16 protein-coding genes are annotated in these 16,676 nt (G+C 45.9%); 3 read left to right on the plus strand and 13 right to left on the minus strand.

The features are described 5' to 3' along the window. Positions 1-45 precede the first annotated feature (45 nt). The 3 genes from rpsB to dprA form a co-directional block, all read right to left on the minus strand. On the minus strand, positions 46-762 hold the full coding sequence (gene rpsB / locus IJ369_RS01095) for a 30S ribosomal protein S2 (RefSeq protein ID WP_290715003.1): 717 nt from the start codon (positions 760-762) through the stop codon (positions 46-48). Positions 763-965: 203 nt separating this feature from the next. Then, a complete protein-coding gene (gene topA, locus IJ369_RS01100) occupies positions 966-3,140 on the minus strand; it encodes a type I DNA topoisomerase (protein WP_290715005.1) in 2,175 nt (724 codons plus the stop codon). Positions 3,141-3,156: 16 nt separating this feature from the next. Further along, the gene (gene dprA, locus IJ369_RS01105; RefSeq protein ID WP_290715007.1) at positions 3,157-4,245 is read right to left on the minus strand and encodes a DNA-processing protein DprA; all 1,089 of its coding nucleotides are present in this window, start codon (positions 4,243-4,245) and stop codon (positions 3,157-3,159) included. 200 nt (positions 4,246-4,445) lie between these two features. Between dprA and IJ369_RS01110 the strand changes: the two genes are divergently transcribed. Next, complete coding sequence (locus IJ369_RS01110; RefSeq protein WP_290715009.1) at positions 4,446-5,981, plus strand: YifB family Mg chelatase-like AAA ATPase; 1,536 nt, start codon at positions 4,446-4,448, stop codon at positions 5,979-5,981. 18 nt (positions 5,982-5,999) lie between these two features. Then, positions 6,000-6,671, plus strand: coding sequence for a YoaK family protein (locus IJ369_RS01115; protein ID WP_290715011.1), 672 nt, complete (start codon positions 6,000-6,002; stop codon positions 6,669-6,671). Between the two features lie 45 nt (positions 6,672-6,716). Here IJ369_RS01115 and IJ369_RS01120 read toward each other — a convergent pair whose 3' ends face one another. Genes IJ369_RS01120 through IJ369_RS01155 form a run of 8 tightly spaced genes read right to left on the minus strand, consistent with a single transcriptional unit; the run spans position 6,717 to position 14,495 of the window. Continuing rightward, the gene (locus IJ369_RS01120; RefSeq protein ID WP_290715014.1) at positions 6,717-9,812 is read right to left on the minus strand and encodes an SbcC/MukB-like Walker B domain-containing protein; all 3,096 of its coding nucleotides are present in this window, start codon (positions 9,810-9,812) and stop codon (positions 6,717-6,719) included. Then, positions 9,809-10,609 carry an exonuclease SbcCD subunit D C-terminal domain-containing protein gene (locus IJ369_RS01125; RefSeq protein WP_290715016.1) on the minus strand — a complete coding sequence of 267 codons (801 nt, stop codon included), beginning with the start codon at positions 10,607-10,609 and terminating at the stop codon, positions 9,809-9,811. The genes IJ369_RS01120 and IJ369_RS01125 overlap by 4 nt, the downstream gene beginning before the upstream one ends. Then, positions 10,531-10,941, minus strand: a complete 411-nt coding sequence (locus IJ369_RS01130; RefSeq protein ID WP_290715018.1) for a metallophosphoesterase family protein — start codon at positions 10,939-10,941, stop codon at positions 10,531-10,533. Before IJ369_RS01130 ends, IJ369_RS01125 begins: the two co-directional genes overlap by 79 nt. 55 nt (positions 10,942-10,996) lie before the next feature. Then, positions 10,997-12,040 carry an alcohol dehydrogenase gene (locus tag IJ369_RS01135; RefSeq protein WP_442859655.1) on the minus strand — a complete coding sequence of 348 codons (1,044 nt, stop codon included), beginning with the start codon at positions 12,038-12,040 and terminating at the stop codon, positions 10,997-10,999. 29 nt (positions 12,041-12,069) lie between these two features. Further along, complete coding sequence (locus IJ369_RS01140; RefSeq protein WP_290715022.1) at positions 12,070-12,660, minus strand: FMN-dependent NADH-azoreductase; 591 nt, start codon at positions 12,658-12,660, stop codon at positions 12,070-12,072. 13 nt (positions 12,661-12,673) lie between these two features. Next, positions 12,674-13,597, minus strand: coding sequence for a ribokinase (locus IJ369_RS01145; RefSeq protein WP_290715024.1), 924 nt, complete (start codon positions 13,595-13,597; stop codon positions 12,674-12,676). A gap of 24 nt (positions 13,598-13,621) precedes the next feature. Next, positions 13,622-14,059 carry a DMT family transporter gene (locus IJ369_RS01150; RefSeq protein ID WP_290715026.1) on the minus strand — a complete coding sequence of 146 codons (438 nt, stop codon included), beginning with the start codon at positions 14,057-14,059 and terminating at the stop codon, positions 13,622-13,624. Between the two features lie 13 nt (positions 14,060-14,072). Beyond that, positions 14,073-14,495, minus strand: coding sequence for a DMT family transporter (locus IJ369_RS01155; protein ID WP_290715028.1), 423 nt, complete (start codon positions 14,493-14,495; stop codon positions 14,073-14,075). A gap of 190 nt (positions 14,496-14,685) precedes the next feature. Here IJ369_RS01155 and IJ369_RS01160 point away from each other — a divergent pair, with 190 nt between their 5' ends. Further along, on the plus strand, positions 14,686-15,426 hold the full coding sequence (locus IJ369_RS01160; protein WP_290715030.1) for a nucleoside phosphorylase: 741 nt from the start codon (positions 14,686-14,688) through the stop codon (positions 15,424-15,426). Positions 15,427-15,473: 47 nt separating this feature from the next. On the opposite strand, the gene IJ369_RS01165 is transcribed toward IJ369_RS01160, so the two are convergent. Next, the gene (locus IJ369_RS01165) at positions 15,474-16,397 is read right to left on the minus strand and encodes an alpha/beta fold hydrolase (RefSeq protein ID WP_290715033.1); all 924 of its coding nucleotides are present in this window, start codon (positions 16,395-16,397) and stop codon (positions 15,474-15,476) included. Positions 16,398-16,455: 58 nt separating this feature from the next. After that, positions 16,456-16,676 (minus strand): hypothetical protein (locus IJ369_RS01170; RefSeq protein WP_330612877.1); only part of this gene is annotated, 221 nt, incomplete at its 5' end.

The raw sequence follows: 16,676 nt of genomic DNA on the forward strand, positions 1-16,676 counted from the left end.
TTCAGCCCGTTCTAGGCTGAAGCTCGGGCAAATGCCTTTTTAAAATTATTCAGCTTCTACTGTTTCAGCTGTTTCCTGTTCACCCTGTTTGGATTCCAGAACAGCGTCAGCTACTTTGGAAGCGATCAGTTTTACCGCACGGATAGCGTCATCGTTACCGGGGATTACGTAATCGATTTCATCGGGATCGCAGTTTGTATCTACGATAGCTACTGTAGGGATACCCAGTGTGTGAGCTTCCTGAACAGCGATTTTTTCTTTTCTTGTGTCAACGATGAACATCATATCGGGAACTTTTTTCATTTCCTTGATACCGCCAACGTTTTTCTGCAGTTTTTCCATTTCGTGCATCAGTTTAGCAACTTCTTTTTTGGGCAGTACTTCGAATGTACCGTCTTCCTGCATTTTTTCCAGATCTTTCAGTCTAGCGATTCTTGTTTTCACTGTTGTGAAGTTTGTCAGCATACCGCCCAGCCATCTCTGGTTTACGTAGTACATACCGCATCTTTCAGCTTCTTCACGGATGCATTCCTGTGCCTGTTTCTTTGTACCTACGAACAGGATTTCCCCGCCTTCAGCGATGCAGTTGCAGATTGCTGCGTAAGCTTCATCTACTTTTTTCACTGTTTTCTGCAGGTCGATGATGTAGATACCGTTTCTTTCTGCGAAGATGTATTCAGCCATTTTAGGGTTCCATCTTCTTGTCTGGTGACCAAAGTGTACACCAGCTTCTAATAACTGTTTCATAGAAATTACGCTCATTGTATGAACCTCCTATTGGTTAATCCTCCGCATCCTTTCCGTAGGAATAACTGGCTCCTGCCAGCACCAATCCTCTCTTTGTGGATACGTGTGTACTAAAAGTTACCTATGGGATTATAGCACAACAAAAACCAAAAAACAACTACTTTTCCTCATTTTTTTGAAAAAAATTAAGAAAAAATAGTTGTTCTTTTCATTGTACATTACTCTACTTCTTCTTCCGCAGATTTTTCCTGTACAAAACCGCATTTTTCGTTGGAACAAACGATTTTGGGATTTTTTCTTCCCTTTTCTTCCAGGAAGGAGCCGCATCTGGGACACTTTTCTCCTGTGGGCTTATTCCAGCTCATAAAGCCACATTCATCAGGATTATGTTCGCAGCCGTAATATACACGGCCTTTTTTCGTCTTCTTGATGAGAACTTTGCCCCCGCATTCGGGGCAGTTCACACCTGCTTCTTCAAAATAAGGCTTTGCATTCTGACATTCAGGGAAACCGGGACATGCCAGGAATTTACCGTATCTGCCATATTTGATGACCATGTTTCTGCCGCATTTTTCGCAGATGACATCGCTTTCTTCATCCTTGATCTCGATCTTTTCCAGCTTTTCTGCAGCATTTTCCACGCTTTCCTTGAAACCGGGATAAAAATCACGGATGATCTGTTTCCATTCTTCCTTACCCATTTCCACATCATCCAAACGTTCTTCCATATTGGCTGTGAAGTCGATATCTACGATATCAGGGAAATAACCCTTCATGATATCATCTACCATTTCGCCTAGTTCTGTGGGGAAAAGGTTCTTCGCCTCTTTTGTCACATAGTGGCGAGCCTGGATAGTTGTCAGGGTAGGTGCGTATGTGGAAGGTCTGCCAACGCCGATCTCTTCCAGTGTCTTGATCAGGGAAGCATCAGTATATCTTGCAGGGGGCTGTGTGAAATGCTGTTCAGGCAGCAATTCCTTCGCCTTCAGGATATCACCCTGGGACAATTTGGGGATGACTTTTTCATCCTCTTCCTCACCTTTGTTATAAACCTCCAGGAAACCAGCAAAGCGAAGTCTGGAACCGGATGCACGGAAACTGTAATCTCCTGCCGCCAACTTCACAGACAGTGTGTCATAGAGCGCAGGACTCATCTGGCTGGCAACAAAGCGTTCCCAGATCAGCTTATACAGACGATACTGGTCTTTGGACAGGGAGTCCTTGATACTATCGGGGGTTCTGCTTACGTTTGTAGGGCGAATCGCTTCGTGAGCATCCTGTGTTTTGCCCTTGGATTTATATACGATCCGTTCGGAATTCACAAATGCATCGCCGTAGGTTTCTTTGATAAACGCTACTGCTGCTTCATAAGCCTCATCGGAAATACGGAAGGAGTCAGTACGGATATAGGAAACCAGACCGACAGTGCCTTCACCTTTGACATTGACACCTTCATACAATTGCTGAGCGATCATCATGGTTTTCTGGGTCGCCATATTCAGGTGTTTGCTGGCTTCCTGCTGCATGGTACTTGTTGTGAAAGGCGCAACGGGCTTTTTCTGTCTGCTGCCTGTTTTTACTTCCGTAATTTCGAAATCTTTTCCTTCCAGGCCAGCCAGCACTTGGTTCGTTTCCGCTTCGTTGGCAAGTTCCATTTTTTCGTCGCCCTTGCCATAGAATTTCGCTTCAAAGCCTTTCCCATCTGCATCTTTCAGTTTTGCGCCCAGTGTCCAGTATTCTTCGGGAATGAAATCTCTGATTTCTTCTTCTCTGTCACAGATCAGGCGCAGCGCAACAGACTGCACACGGCCGCCGCTAAGGCCTTTTTTGACCTTTTTCCAAAGCAGGTCACTGATAGTATAGCCTACCACTCTATCCAATACACGGCGTGCCTGCTGGGCATCTACCAGATCCATGTCAATGTCTCTGGCCTCTGTAATGGATTTTTTGACTGCTGTTTTTGTAATTTCATTGAATGTGATACGGCTGATAGGTTTTTCATCGCCAAGATTGAGGGCGTGAAGCAGATGCCAGCTGATGGCCTCCCCTTCACGGTCCGGGTCAGTCGCGAGATATACTTTATCAGCAGCTTTCGCATCTTTACGCAGCTTGCTTAAAAGTTCCCCCTTCCCACGAATAGTAATATATTTGGGCTCAAAGTCATTTTCAAAATCGATGCCCATCTGGCTTTTCGGCATATCTCTGATATGCCCCATGGATGCTTCGATCTTGTAATTGCTCCCCAGGAATTTACCGATGGTGGCAGCTTTCGCAGGGGATTCCACGATAACAAGGTATTTTTTCCCTGTCTTCGTGGCCTTTTTTGCCGTAGCTTTTTTTGTTGTTGTTTTCTTTGCAGCAGGTTTCTTTTCTGCTGTGGCTGTTTTTGCCATTCACTTCACCTCTATTTCAATTAGCTCTGACATAGCCTGCCTGGGGTACTTTTACGATATATCCGGACAGCTCAAGCAGAGATAAGATATATTGCACTTCCTGAATATCCTTATGCAGCTTTCTGCACAGGGCCTCCGCCGGGATGGGCGTGCCATCCTCGATCAGGTCGAAAACTTCTTTCTCCTCTGCAGAGATATTCTCTGCAGTTTTGCGTTTAAACTTTTCTTTCTCTTCTTCTTTGTATGTGATGCCCAAAGCCATCAGAATATCGCTGCCCTCTGTGATGATTGGACAGCCCTGTTTGATGAGGGCATTTGTTCCATAACTCAAAGCACTGGTCACATTCCCGGGGACGACATAAACATCTCTTCCATAATCCAACGCCATATCCGCCGTGATGAGCGTGCCGCTTTTCTTGCCTGCTTCCACAACGACCACCATTTTGCTCAAACCCGCAATGATACGATTTCTTGCAGGAAAATTCCCAGGAACCGCGGGCATACCGGGCGGATATTCGGAAACGATACATCCATTTTCGATGATACGTTCCATCAGTTGTCTGTTTTCGGAAGGATAGCAGATATCCACACCACAGCCTAAAACCGCAATAGTCTTACCGCCGCCATCCAGAATGCCCCTGTGCCCTTCGCTGTCGATGCCGCGGGCCATACCGCTAACTACGACGATGTTAGCCTTTCCAAGATCCTTCGCAATATCGTGGGCAACCGTTGCGCCGTAACGGGAACATTTTCTTGCGCCAATAATGGCTACCGTATCAATATCATCATCAGGCAGTTCGCCGCGAACATAAATACCCAGGGGTGGGTTATAAATCTCTTTCAGCATTTTAGGGTAACGGGGATGCCAGTAGGAATAAAAATCGATCTGCTTTTCCTCCAGTTCGATGATCCATTCATTCAGCTGATCTTCATCTCGGGATGTGATAATCAGTTCTCCTGTTTTATCCGAAGCGATCTTTCTGATTTCTGCAGGCTCTGCCTGCCAGATGGCTTCCGCACTGCCGAAGTGTTCCAAAAGCTGGTTTGCCCGTTTGAAGCCAACGCCTTCAATATGCGTCAACCACATCAGATAAAATTCTTCCATACGAACACTCCTTCCCCTCTCCGAGTTACGACCTATACTATAAATCCTTTCCTATTAAAATTCAATACTAAATTTTTTTGAACTACACAATTTCAGCAAAATTAGCCCATTATTTAAAGTAGGAACTTGGACATCTGATTGCACTTTTTTGTAAAAGTTGATATGATAAAAGCAAATTTTTGAAGAAAAGAGGCTTTCAAATGCTTTCCATCATAAAATCCGCTGCCCTTATGGGCATTGATAGCTATCCTGTGGATGTAGAAGTAGACCTGAGCAATGGCCTACCCGCCTTCGATATCGTTGGTCTTCCTGACTCTGCCGTCAAAGAATCCCGCGAGCGCGTAAAAACCGCTATACGCAATTCCAGTTTTTCTTTCCCGGTAAAAAGAATTACCGTCAATCTAGCTCCCGCTGATACGAAAAAGGAAGGTGCTTCCTTTGACTTACCCATCGCATTGGGTATTCTTGCAGCCTGCAATCTTTTTTCCGCCTCTCAACTGGAAGATGCCATCATCACCGGAGAACTTTCTCTGGATGGCTCTGTCCGTCCTGTGAATGGTGTTCTGCCAATGGTATATGATGCTTACCGCCGAGGCGTTATAAAATGCTTCGTTCCTGCAGAAAATGCGGAAGAAGCGGCTCTGGTAGAAGGAATAACTGTTTATCCCGTCCAGACCATTCAGGAAATCGTAAACCATCTTTCCGGTGGAAAACAAATCCCACCTTTCGAAAAAAACGCCGATACCTTTACTTTTCAGAAAGAAGATGGCCCGGAAAACCTGGATTTCTCCCATGTAAAAGGACAGGAAAACGCCAAGCGGGCCATGGAGATCGCCGCTGCAGGCGGTCATAATATCCTGTTGATCGGCCCTCCCGGCTCAGGCAAAACCATGCTGGCAAAACGTCTGCCGACCATCCTGCCCGACCTGAGTTTCGAAGAGAGTATTGAAATCACGAAAATTTACAGCGTGGCTGGGTTATTGAAGGAGAAAAACGCTCTGGTCAAAACTAGACCCTTCCGTTCTCCTCATCATACCATTTCCGCATCTGCACTGACCGGTGGCGGTCGTATTCCCAGACCCGGGGAAATTTCTCTGGCCCACCATGGAGTATTATTTCTGGACGAACTGCCCGAATTCCAGCGGAATGCCTTGGAAGTCATGCGTCAGCCCCTGGAAGATGGCAAAGTGACCATCGCCAGAGTAAACGGCACCCTGACCTTCCCTTCCGATTTCATGCTGACAGCAGCCATGAACCCCTGCCCCTGTGGTTACCTGGGCAACAGCGAAAAATGCCATTGCTCTGCCAACGAGATATTGAAATATCATAGAAAAATCAGCGGTCCCCTGCTGGATCGTATCGATCTGATGGTGGAAATGCCCCCTGTGTCCTATGACGATTTAGAAAATACTACCGCTGCAGAATCCTCTGCTTCCATCAAAGAAAGAGTGGTTCGTGCCCATAAAATACAGTTGGAACGTTTCAAAAATGACGGCATTTTCTTCAACGCCCAGATGAATGCAGCTCAGACCGAAAAATACTGTACTTTGCAGCCCAGAGATAAAGAAATGCTCCGCACCGCCTTTGAACGAATGGAACTGAGCGCCAGAGCTTATCACAAAGTTTTGAAGTTGGCCCGTACTGTAGCCGATCTGGCAGGAGAGGAACAAATCAGTCTGAAACACTTACTGGAGGTATTGCAGTATCGTTCTCTGGACAGAAAATATTTGTTGTAAGGAAAAGAGGTCTTTCTGATGATATATTCTAAGCGTCAAATGTCCGATTCATTCCTCATCGCTGTTCTGCTTGCCATCGTTGGCGGCTTTCTGGATGCCTATACCTATGTAGCAAGAGGACATGTCTTCGCCAATGCCCAGACGGGCAATATCGTCCTACTGGGGCTGAATCTGGCGGAAAGACACTGGCTGAACGCCATCTCTTATTTCATCCCCATACTGGCCTTCGTCTGTGGTATTTTTGTCGATGAATGGATCAAAAAATATTTTCTCCCAAAGAAAAAGATACATTGGAGGCAAATCGTGCTGTTGTTCGAGATTGTCATCCTATGCATCGTCGCATGGCTGCCTTTGGGCGGAAAAAATGACCTGATTGCCAATGTGCTGGTCTCCTTCGTTTGCTCCATGCAGGTGCAAAGCTTCCGCAAGGTGCAGGGGTTGCCCTATGCCACTACCATGTGTACAGGAAATCTCCGCAGCGGTACGGAATTGCTTTTCCGCTTCACCCAGACGAAAAATATGGAAGAACGGAAGAAAGCCCTGCGTTATTATGGTGTCATCGGCTTTTTCATCATCGGTGCCGGCATCGGCGCATTGATGACGAATCACTTTGGAAATACTGCAGTGGTTTACTGCAATATCCTGCTGGTTTTGGTCTGCGCCCTGCTTTCCATCAAAAGCAATGAATAATAAAGCTTCACGGTTTCTCTTTCGAGATTCCGTGAAGCTTTTTTATTATACTTTCAGTTCGACCGTACTGCCAGCACTGCCTCTTTTCACGATGATTTTTTTATCGATGGTATCCTTCAATTCGGACACATGGGAGATGATGCCAACCAGTCTGTCCCCATAGGAAAGCTTCTGCAGCACTTCCACCGCCTGTTCTCTGGAGCGATCATCCAGGGAACCAAAGCCTTCATCGATAAACATGGCATCGATACGAACACCACCTGCATGGGCCTGTATCACATCAGAAAGCCCCAACGCCAGGCAAAGAGATGCTTTGAAGGCTTCCCCGCCGGAAAGAGAGCGCACGGAACGACTTTTGCCCGTATAATGGTCAAGCACTTCTACATCCAGCCCCGCCTGAGATCGTTTGTTCGTCGCCTTCTGTGCGTGAAGCAGAAGATATCGGCCTTCTGTCATATCTTTCAGGCGCAAATTCGCTGCCTGCAAAATCTTTTGAAAATAGAACCCCTGTACAAACTGCTCAAAGGCAATTTTGTCTTTCCCTACCAGCTCGCCATTGGCTGTTTTGGAAAGCTCAGAAATGGGCAGGAACTCCTGTGCCGCCTTTTCTCTGAGAGCCAGCTCCTTACGGGCATTTTGCAACAGATTCCCCAGAACCGCCGCTTTCCCGCGGGCTTCGTCTACTGCTAGTTTTTCGATTCCTTTTTCAGCATCCAATTTTGTTTTTTCTTCTTCCAAGGCAGAAATGTCTTTTTTTTCTTTTTTTTCACATTCCTGACGAAGATTTTCTGCTGTTTGCTTCAACAATGCCAGATCCGTGAAGAATTTACGGTTATCTTCCTCCGCCTTCTCCAAAATGGAGCGTTCCGTCAAAGTGAAATCATACTCATTCTGGTTTTCGAATCCATTTTCACCCAATGCCAGCAGGAAAGTTTTTTCAGCATTTTCTGCTGTTTTCGCAGCTTCTCTTGCTTCTCTGTCAGCCTGCTCTTTCAAAGCTACGGCGCGTTCTTTTTCCTCCCTGGAAATCTGCAGGGCATCGTTCACTCTGTTTCCTCTTTCCTCTGCCTGAGAAAGCTCCTCTTGCAGTGCAGCACATTTCTCCTGCAGTTCCGCAGCGGTCGTATCGCCCAACTGCTCTTGCAGCAGGCCATATTCCCCCTGTTTCTGTTGGAAAACAGTAGTGGCTTCTGCCTGTTTTTCTTCCAGTTCCTCCAATACCTTTTCCCCTTCTGCAATCCTTTCTTCCATTTTTTCTTTTCTAGGACGAAGGGCTTCTATCGAAGCCACTGTTTCCCGCTGCATTGCCAGTATGCTTTTTTCCTGGCGCAGTGTGGTTTCAGAAATTTCTTTCTCTGCCGCCAAGGTTTCCGCTGTGACAGCAATTTTTTCGCAGCCTGAAAGGAAGGTCTCTTTCAGTAAAACCAGCTTTTCTTTTTCGCCTTTCCCTTGCTCAGCAAGTGCCTGTCGTTTCTGATTTGCAGCTTCCAGAACGTCCTTTTTCGCTTTCCATTCTGCTTCCGTAGGAGCATTTCCTGTCAGTTTCGCCTTATCGGGATGATGGATGGAACCGCAAACAGGACATGCCATGCCATCCTCCAATCCTTCCGCCAGAAAGCCTGCCTGTTCCCGCAGGAAGAGAGTTTCCGCCAAATCGGCATCGTCTTTCGCCTGCTTCCACTCTTTTTCTGCCGTCAGATATTTCTGTGCCAGCTTCCGCAGCTCAGCATCTTTCCGGATGATGTTGTCTTTTTGCGACAAAAGAGCTTTGATGGCCTCGATTTTCTCCTCTTTCCGGCCGACCTTCTGTTCCTGCAGTTTGATTTCTGCATACAGCTTATCCAGTTCCAGAAGTCTGTTCTGCCATTCTTCCAACTTAATTTTCCGTTCAGTCAGCCTTTCCTTTTTCTCGGAAACATCCTTTTCCAATGTTGCTTTCTTTTCAGAAAGACCCTGTAATTCCTTTTCCAGCACTTCTTTCTGCTGATAGCGTTCCTGCTCTTCTGTCAGTTTTCGCAGAAGGTTTCTTTTTTCCTCTAACCCAGGCTTTTCTTCTTCCAATGCCTGTTTTTCCTTTATCATTTGGGACAGTTTTTCTTCTGCCTGTTTCTGCTTTTCTTCATTTTCGCGGAAAACTTTCAACCAGTTTTCCTGCGCGTCCTTCGCTGTTTTCCACGCCTGTTCCAGAGGATAGATGATATCCAAAGCAATCCGTTGTTTTTTGAGGTAAGCTGTCTCTTCCTGTTTTTCTACGGTTAATGCGTCCTGTTTCAGCCAGTTTGCACAGGCGACCGCTTCTCTTTCGAATAGCTGTTCTGTTTCTTTTCCTTCGTTGATTTCCTTCTCCAGGCGACGGATCTCCGTTTCCAATTTCGCCAGTTTTTCATCGGCTGTACGAAGGGTTTCTTGCATATCCTTCAATTTTTCTTCCTGTGCAGAAAGGAGTTCTTCTCCTCGGAAGATATCATTCTTTTCCAGTTCTCCCTCTGTCATCTGCCTCAAATATTGCAGCAGGCGCTTTTCGCTGTCTTCTAAATCGATGCGTTTTTCTTTCTCCGCTTCCTTCAGCTTTTTCTGGAAATCAGCATACAGGTCGGTATGGAAGACCTTTCGGAAGATACTGCCCCGCTCCGTGCTGTCAGCATAAAGCAGCTTCAGAAATTCTCCCTGAGCGATCATACAGATCTGCTTGAACTGCTTGGCATCCACACCCAATAATATTTCAATCTCATTTTTCACAGGGGTAAAGCCAGTCACAAGGGTCTCTTTTTCTTCCCCTTCTTCTCTATAGAGAGCTGCTTCGGCAGATTCTGTTGTCATGCCTTCCCCGCGCAGCTTCGGCCTCTGGTAAGCAGGATTACGTACCACTCTATACCGTTTTCCCTGATGAGAAAACGTGAATTCTATATAGGTTTTCGTACCTGGCAAAGCAAAATCGCTGCGCACACTGTCAACACCGCGATTAGAACCACTGGCTTCCCCGAAAAGCGCAAAGCAAATGGCATCGAAAAGGGTAGTCTTCCCTGCGCCCGTGTCCCCACTAATAAGAAACAGCCCTTGGTCGCCCAGTTTCTCAAAAGAAATCTCTGTTTTTTCCGCAAAGGGTCCGAAGGCAGAAATAGTCAAATATAATGGTTTCATGCTTCTTCCTCCAATCCCTTCCAGATTTTTTGCAGTAGTTTCTGCTGCGTTTCATTCATTTCTCGATCGTTCTGTTTTTGGAAGAACCTGGAGAACAGTTCGTCTGGCTTGATATCTTCTGCGTCTATAGTGATTTCCGTTTCACATTCTGTTTCTCTCTGTTCAAATTCCAAGGTCATCAGGTTCGGATAAACACTGCGCAGCTGACCTATAGGATCGAGCAATGCTTCTTTATCCGTTAAAATGCAGCGGATATAATCATCCGAGCCGCCTTCCGCCTTTGCCGCTTTGATCAGTTCCTGCAAAGGGCCTTTGATTTCACGGAATTTTCGCTTCGTTTCCAAGGGAATAAAATCGAGATCGACAGTTCCCTTTTCTTTCAGTTCTACAACGTTGATTCCCTTTTTCTGTCGAATTTCCGAAAAGGAATACGGCATGGGAGAGCCAGCATAGCGCACTGTATCCTTCCCCATCCGCTGAGGGCTATGAAGATGCCCCAGAGCTGCATAATCGAAATCAAAGAACAAGCTGACATCGATCTCATCCACACCCCCCAGAGACATCGTTTCCGATTCACTGCGCTCTGCAGCACCTTTCCATGTAACAAACTGGTGTACAAGAATAATATTTCTCTTGGAAAAATCGATTTCTACACAATTCAGCAGCGCCTTTGCTGCCTCTCCGTAGGAAGAAAAATTATTATCCACAAGTACCCCATTTACGTGGGCAGGCTTGAAGAATGGCAGCAACCAGATATCCACAGGGCCAAATTCATCGATTTCCGTGAAATGTTCCATCTTTTCACCGATATTGCCTGCAATATGGATATTATTTTCCCGAAGATATCTTTGCCAAATTCCAACCTCTGGGCAGAATCGTGGTTGCCCGCAATCAAATAGGTATGCAGTTCCCTTTTCTCTAATTCTGTCAGGAAATCATTCAATAATTTTACCGCTTCCGTTGGTGGTACGGGTTTATCATACACATCGCCGCTGATGAGCAGCGCATCCGGCTTTTCTTCGTCTATTTTCTTTAAAATGGTTCGGAGCAGTTCTTTCTGCTCCTCCAGCATGGAAAACTCATATACCCGCTTGCCCAGATGCAAGTCACTAATATGGAACAATTTCATGCTATCCCTCCTAACAAAAAACGGTATAACTTTCGCCATACCGTTTTCGAATCACTTATCTTTCATAAGGTGTGATGACCCATTTGATAACGCCATCCAGTTTATTTTCAAATACATGATAGCCTTTCATGACATCATTCAAAGGTCTCTTATGGGTGATCAGGCAGCTTGTATCGATCTTGCCGCTCTGTACCATCGTCATAATATCATCACAGGAATTGGCATCTACACCGCCTGTTACGAAGGTCAGGTTTTTGCCATACATCACGTGCAGAGGAATGGAAACTGCCTCTTCATACAGGGCAACTACCACAACGATTGCATTGGGTCTTGCCACTTTCCATGCCATTTCGAAAGTACCCATTGTTCCGGCAACTTCGAATACACGGTCTGCCCCTCTGCCTTCTGTCAGTTTCAGCACTTCTGCCTCTACATCCACTTCATTGGCATTCAGAATGACATCTGCCAGTCCCTGTTCCTTTGCCAGCTGCAGTCTTTCATTGCTGATATCAACAACGATGACTTTAGCAGGGCTATAAAGCTTAATGCTCATCAGCGTACACATGCCCGTGGGGCCTGCGCCCAAAACGACTACAGTATCTGCAGGCTTCAGCTCTGCCACCTGCGCTGCCCAATAGCCTGTTGCAAGGATATCGCCATTGAACAGAGCAGCTTCATCTGTTACGTCATCAGGGATCAATGTCAGCGCCTGATCTGCCATGGGAATACGGGCATATTCTGCCTGGCCGCCATCGATACGGCAGCCCAGCTCCCAGCCGCCATGCACACAGTTATTCACATAGCCGCGTTTGCAGAAATAACATTCGCCACAGAAAGTTTCCACGTTTACAGAAACCCTGTCGCCCACTTTGAATTTTCTCACTCCCGCGCCGGCTTCTGTGATGATGCCAACAAATTCATGGCCCAGAACGGTATTTTCCTTCGCACGGGGCACTGCACCATGCTTAATATGTAAATCGCTGGAACAAATCGTAGACAGTGTTACTTTTACAATAACATCTGTATCATTTTTCAGCACAGGCATAGGTCTGTCTTCCAGAACCACTTCGCCCTTACCTTTATATACAACAGCTTTCATCATGTTTTCCATAAATCATGCCTTCTTTCTTAGAATGTTTTTGCAACCTCTGTTGCCTGAGCCTTGGCTTTATCCATCAGCTCTTCCACAGGCCAAGCACCAATATCCAGGCCTTCTGTCGCCACGCAATCATACTTCTCGATACCAAAGAAAGCAGCCATCTGTTCCAGATATCTGGAGCCCTGTTCCATAGGGGAATCCGTATAGATACCACCTCTGGCTGTCAGGTAAACCATATGGTCAGCCTTGCAAAGGCCGTGGAGGCCATGTTCGTCTGTGTGGAATGTGATACCATCTACACAAAGATTTTCGATGTATACTTTCAGCAGCGCAGGAAAGCTCAGATCCCAGAAAGGCGCTGCGATCACGATCTTATCTGCTGCCGCAAACTGATGGGCATAACGGAAACGGGGATGGTCAAAGTTGCCTGCTTCCAGCAGTCTTTCTCTCTGCAGGAAGAAACCATCGGAGAAATAGGAAAGGTTTTCATCCATCAGGCAGAGGGTTTCCATTTCATAGTCACCTGTTTTTTCCAGTTCACCGATAAAATGATCTGCCAGCTGTTTGGAACGGGAACCTTCTCTGCGAATACAGCAATCTACGAATAATACTTTTTTCATCTCAAATTCCTCCTCAACCAATTTTTTCCACCGCCAGTTCTTTCAGTACGCCGTTTTTCAAGGCTTCTTCCAGATCTGCTTTCAGGGGAACAGAATCGGACGCACCTTTTTTGCCGATGGCGATGGCACTGGCTGCACTTGCCAGCTGCAGTGCTTCAGGCACTGTGCCGCCATTCAGCATGGAATACAGGAAATAACCACTGAAGGTATCCCCTGCAGCAGTTGTGTCAACCACATCTACCTTATGGCAAGGAATGATGTATGTTTCCCCATTATGGAAGCAGCATGCACCACGGCTGCCCAGTGTCAGCAGGATGCTGCAATGGGGGTATTTTTCTTTCAAAACAGGCAGAATATCATCTTCGGGGCTGCAGCCTGCGATCTGGCTGCCTTCCACTTCGTTTACGATAAGCCAGTCTAACAGATCCAGAGGATAACCCAGAACCTTTTCATTCATGGGAGCAGCATTCAGGGCTGTTTTTAACCCTCTCTTGTGGGCTTCTTCGATGATATAACCTACCAAATTCGTTTCATTCTGCAGCAGAACCAGACCTTCCTTGCCGAAGGAATCCAGTGTAGCGTCGATATATTCCTTTGTCAGCATCTGATTTGTACCGCCATAGAGGATAATGCAATTCTGACCATTCTGGTCCACCTGAATGATGGCATGCCCATTAGGCTGGTCTGTTGTCTGCATATAGGAAACGTCTACGCCATTCTTTTCCAGTTCTTTCACCAGCATATCCCCACCGGAACCAACAACGCCTGCATGATAAACAACATTCCCCGCCTTTGCTGCCGCGATGGACTGATTCAGACCTTTACCGCCGCAGTTGATAAACAGATCCAGAGAGGACATGGTTTCCCCTGGCAGAACGAAATGGTCCACATCATACACATAGTCCAGATTCAAAGAGCCAAAATTCAAAATTTTCACTGCAAGTTCCTCCTTAATCAATGCTTAAGCCGATTTTTCTTTCAATCTATCTCTCCAGGCAATCCCCAAAATGATGAGGAAAATGCCTACAACTCGAATCATACTGAATTCATTGAAGAAAACATAATCCAGAATAATGGACGTACTGAGCTGACCGATCAACATCAGCACAGAAGAAAGCATAGCGCCTGTTTTTGGTGTACCAATCACGATAAAAATCATAGCAACCAGGCCACAGATCGCCCCCAGATAAAATACAATGGGAACCTCTTTCACATGGGCCCAGTTCAATTCTGCGCCATTCCCCGTCAGAAAAACCAGCACAAAGGCGATGATGGTCGCTTCGATATAGTTGATCAGTGTGCCATTGGTCGTTCCCAGACACTGCTTTGCTTTTACATTTGTCATTCTATTGATGGTATTCAAAAAACCATTGGCAATCGCCGTCAGATAAAAAATCATCTCTTTCCCCTCCTTATCCGTTCACAACACACAGAATGCCTGCTAAAACCAGAATGTAGCAAGGCAGCTGTTTCAGGCTGAATTTTCTCTTTTCCACACCGAACCAACCATAGTGGTCTACCAGTGCAGAAGAAACCATCTGCCCGATAACGGAAAGGCTCATCATGGCTGTTGCGCCGATGCGAAGGGTCACCCAACTGCTGGATGCAACCATACCAACGCCCATAAAGCCTACCAGGTAGACATACCAGGGCGCGCCTTTAAAGGAGAGTTTCTTTTTCTCTTTTCCTTTGATATATAAAAGCAAAAGTACCATCGCAATGATGTGTACGAAAAAGCAAATACCAAACATGCTGTAATAATTCCCCAGCTGTGCATTCAGAGAGGTCATGCATCCCTGCAAGATGCCAGCCAGAACCAGTAAAAGGATATACATTTTTCTTCCTCCTAACCCTTTTTCCCTTAAATTTAAGTATAACACAACCTACTACATTCTTCAAACGCTTCCCTTCGAAATCGACCGATTCTCTCGCCTTTTTTCATAAACACTTTCCATTGCTTTTTTCCAAAAAATCATGTAAATTGTTTGTAAGACAATCGATTTGATTTTAAAGGAGGAAATACCTATGGCAAACGTACAGCCTCATATCCAGTTAGATGAAACACTCAATGTGAAATATGCACTGATGCCCGGCGACCCCGCCCGTCTGGATCGCATCGCCCCTTATCTTGAAAATGTACAGGAACTGGCCTTCAACAGAGAATATCGTTCTCTGGTTGGTGAATACAAAGGGGTTCGTATCCTTGCCATTTCCACAGGTATCGGCGGCGCATCTGCAGGCATTGCTGTTGAAGAACTGCACAATATCGGTGTGGAAGTTATGATCCGTATCGGCAGCTGTGGCACTCTGCAGCCCGAACTGAAAGTTGGCGATATCCTGATCGTAAACGGTGCTGTTCGTGATGATGGCGCATCCAAAGCGTATATTGCTGATAAATATCCCGCTGTTCCCGATACAGAACTGATGATCAACTGCATCGAAGCTGCAAAGGAAAACAACTTCCCCTACCATGTAGGAATCGCCAGAAGCCATGACAGCTTCTACACAGGTGATGAAGACAGAATCTATTCCTACTGGGCAGAACAGGGTGTTTACGGTTCCGATATGGAAACTGCTGCTCTCTTCACCATCGGTCGCTTGAGAGGCGTAAAAACCGCATCTATTCTGAACAACGTTGTTCCTTACGACGGCGATACATCTGAAAGCATCGGCAGCTATGTGGACGGCGAAAACCTGGCTATGGTAGGCGAAAAGAACGAGATCATCACAGCACTGGAAGCCTTTGTTAAATACCATAATAAATAAGAAACAGAAAAAGGACTATGAGAAATCTCATAGTCCTTTTTCTGTGCTTAAATATGGAATTCCAGCCATTCCAAAACATCCTGGAATACCTCTTCTTTATTCAACTCATTGATCAGCTCATGTCTGCATTCGGGATAAAGGATACATTCCACATCCTCCATGCCTGCTTTTTTGAAAGCATTTACTGCCTTTTTTACGCCCTTACCAAAATTACCTACAGGGTCTGCCTCACCGGAAATAAACAGAACAGGCAGATCCTCATCCATTCTCTGCAGCAATTCCATATCCTGCGCCAGCAGCATATTGCGGAACAACGTGCGATAGCCATTCAATGTGAAGATAAAGCCGCATCTTTCATCATTGATATATTCATCAACAGATTTCTCGTTTCTGGAAAGCCAGTCTTTTGGTGTTCTGACAGGCTCAAAGGCTTTATTGATAGAACCAAAAGCCAGTTTGTCTACGATCCTGCAGCGGTGATGATCGCCACGGAGCAGCGTGCCTGCCTTTACAATGGCAAGTCCCCCTGCCAAAACTGCCTTCGGCTGCCAGCCTGTGCCGCAGATGATCGCCCCGTCGATCTCATTGGGATACATGCAAAGATATCTTCTGGTGAAGAAGGAACCCATGCTATGCCCAAAGAGAAAATGAGGAATATCAGGATACTTTTTCTGCAGCAACAGCGTCATTCTATGCAAGTCCTGCAGAGGAACGATATCGCCTTTTTTTGCTGCAAAATAGCCCTTGTCCTCTTCATTGGTATAAGAATAGCCATGCCCCAGATGGTCATTCCCTGCCACAAGGATGCCATGCTCATTCAAAAATTCCGCAAACCCTTCATAGCGTTCCACATATTCCACCATACCATGAGCGATCTGCACGATAGCTCTGGGTTCACTATCTGGTGTCCAAATTACGCCATGGAGTTTTGTTTTTCCATCAGAGGAAGGAAAATAAATATGCTTTTTCATTTCCTTCGCCCTCCTTTCGTAAAAAAATCGGAGGAAAACTCCCCCGACTTTCTATTATTTAATATTTACCCATCAGGTCAAATACTTTTTCTACAAATGCTGCGCGATCCACCTCTGTTACAATGAATGTGTTGTGTTCATCAAACTGTTTATCGCTATACAGGTCTGTAACCGTTTTGCCAGATGTAATTTTGCCCTTTGTTTCTACATGCACACCGCACCATTCGCCTTTGAACAGTTCATGATAAGCTGTAAACAGTACCGCTGTAGGGTCATGGA

This window comes from Anaerotignum sp. (assembly GCF_017483025.1).
GTDB lineage: Bacteria > Bacillota > Clostridia > Lachnospirales > Anaerotignaceae > Anaerotignum_A.

What these genes read in the sequence shown, in the direction of transcription:
- IJ369_RS01115 (WP_290715011.1), top strand. Translation starts at nt 6,000, where the DNA reads ATGATATATTCTAAGCGTCAAATGTCCGATTCATTCCTCATCGCTGTT.
- IJ369_RS01125 (WP_290715016.1), bottom strand. Translation starts at nt 10,609, where the DNA reads ATGGAACATTTCACGGAAATCGATGAATTTGGCCCTGTGGATATCTGG.
- dprA (WP_290715007.1), bottom strand. Translation starts at nt 4,245, where the DNA reads ATGGAAGAATTTTATCTGATGTGGTTGACGCATATTGAAGGCGTTGGC.
- IJ369_RS01150 (WP_290715026.1), bottom strand. Translation starts at nt 14,059, where the DNA reads ATGATTTTTTATCTGACGGCGATTGCCAATGGTTTTTTGAATACCATC.
- IJ369_RS01130 (WP_290715018.1), bottom strand. Translation starts at nt 10,941, where the DNA reads ATGAAATTGTTCCATATTAGTGACTTGCATCTGGGCAAGCGGGTATAT.
- IJ369_RS01165 (WP_290715033.1), bottom strand. Translation starts at nt 16,397, where the DNA reads ATGAAAAAGCATATTTATTTTCCTTCCTCTGATGGAAAAACAAAACTC.
- IJ369_RS01135 (WP_442859655.1), bottom strand. Translation starts at nt 12,040, where the DNA reads ATGAAAGCTGTTGTATATAAAGGTAAGGGCGAAGTGGTTCTGGAAGAC.
- IJ369_RS01110 (WP_290715009.1), top strand. Translation starts at nt 4,446, where the DNA reads ATGCTTTCCATCATAAAATCCGCTGCCCTTATGGGCATTGATAGCTAT.
- IJ369_RS01160 (WP_290715030.1), top strand. Translation starts at nt 14,686, where the DNA reads ATGGCAAACGTACAGCCTCATATCCAGTTAGATGAAACACTCAATGTG.
- topA (WP_290715005.1), bottom strand. Translation starts at nt 3,140, where the DNA reads ATGGCAAAAACAGCCACAGCAGAAAAGAAACCTGCTGCAAAGAAAACA.
- rpsB (WP_290715003.1), bottom strand. Translation starts at nt 762, where the DNA reads ATGAGCGTAATTTCTATGAAACAGTTATTAGAAGCTGGTGTACACTTT.
- IJ369_RS01120 (WP_290715014.1), bottom strand. Translation starts at nt 9,812, where the DNA reads ATGAAACCATTATATTTGACTATTTCTGCCTTCGGACCCTTTGCGGAA.
- IJ369_RS01155 (WP_290715028.1), bottom strand. Translation starts at nt 14,495, where the DNA reads ATGTATATCCTTTTACTGGTTCTGGCTGGCATCTTGCAGGGATGCATG.
- IJ369_RS01140 (WP_290715022.1), bottom strand. Translation starts at nt 12,660, where the DNA reads ATGAAAAAAGTATTATTCGTAGATTGCTGTATTCGCAGAGAAGGTTCC.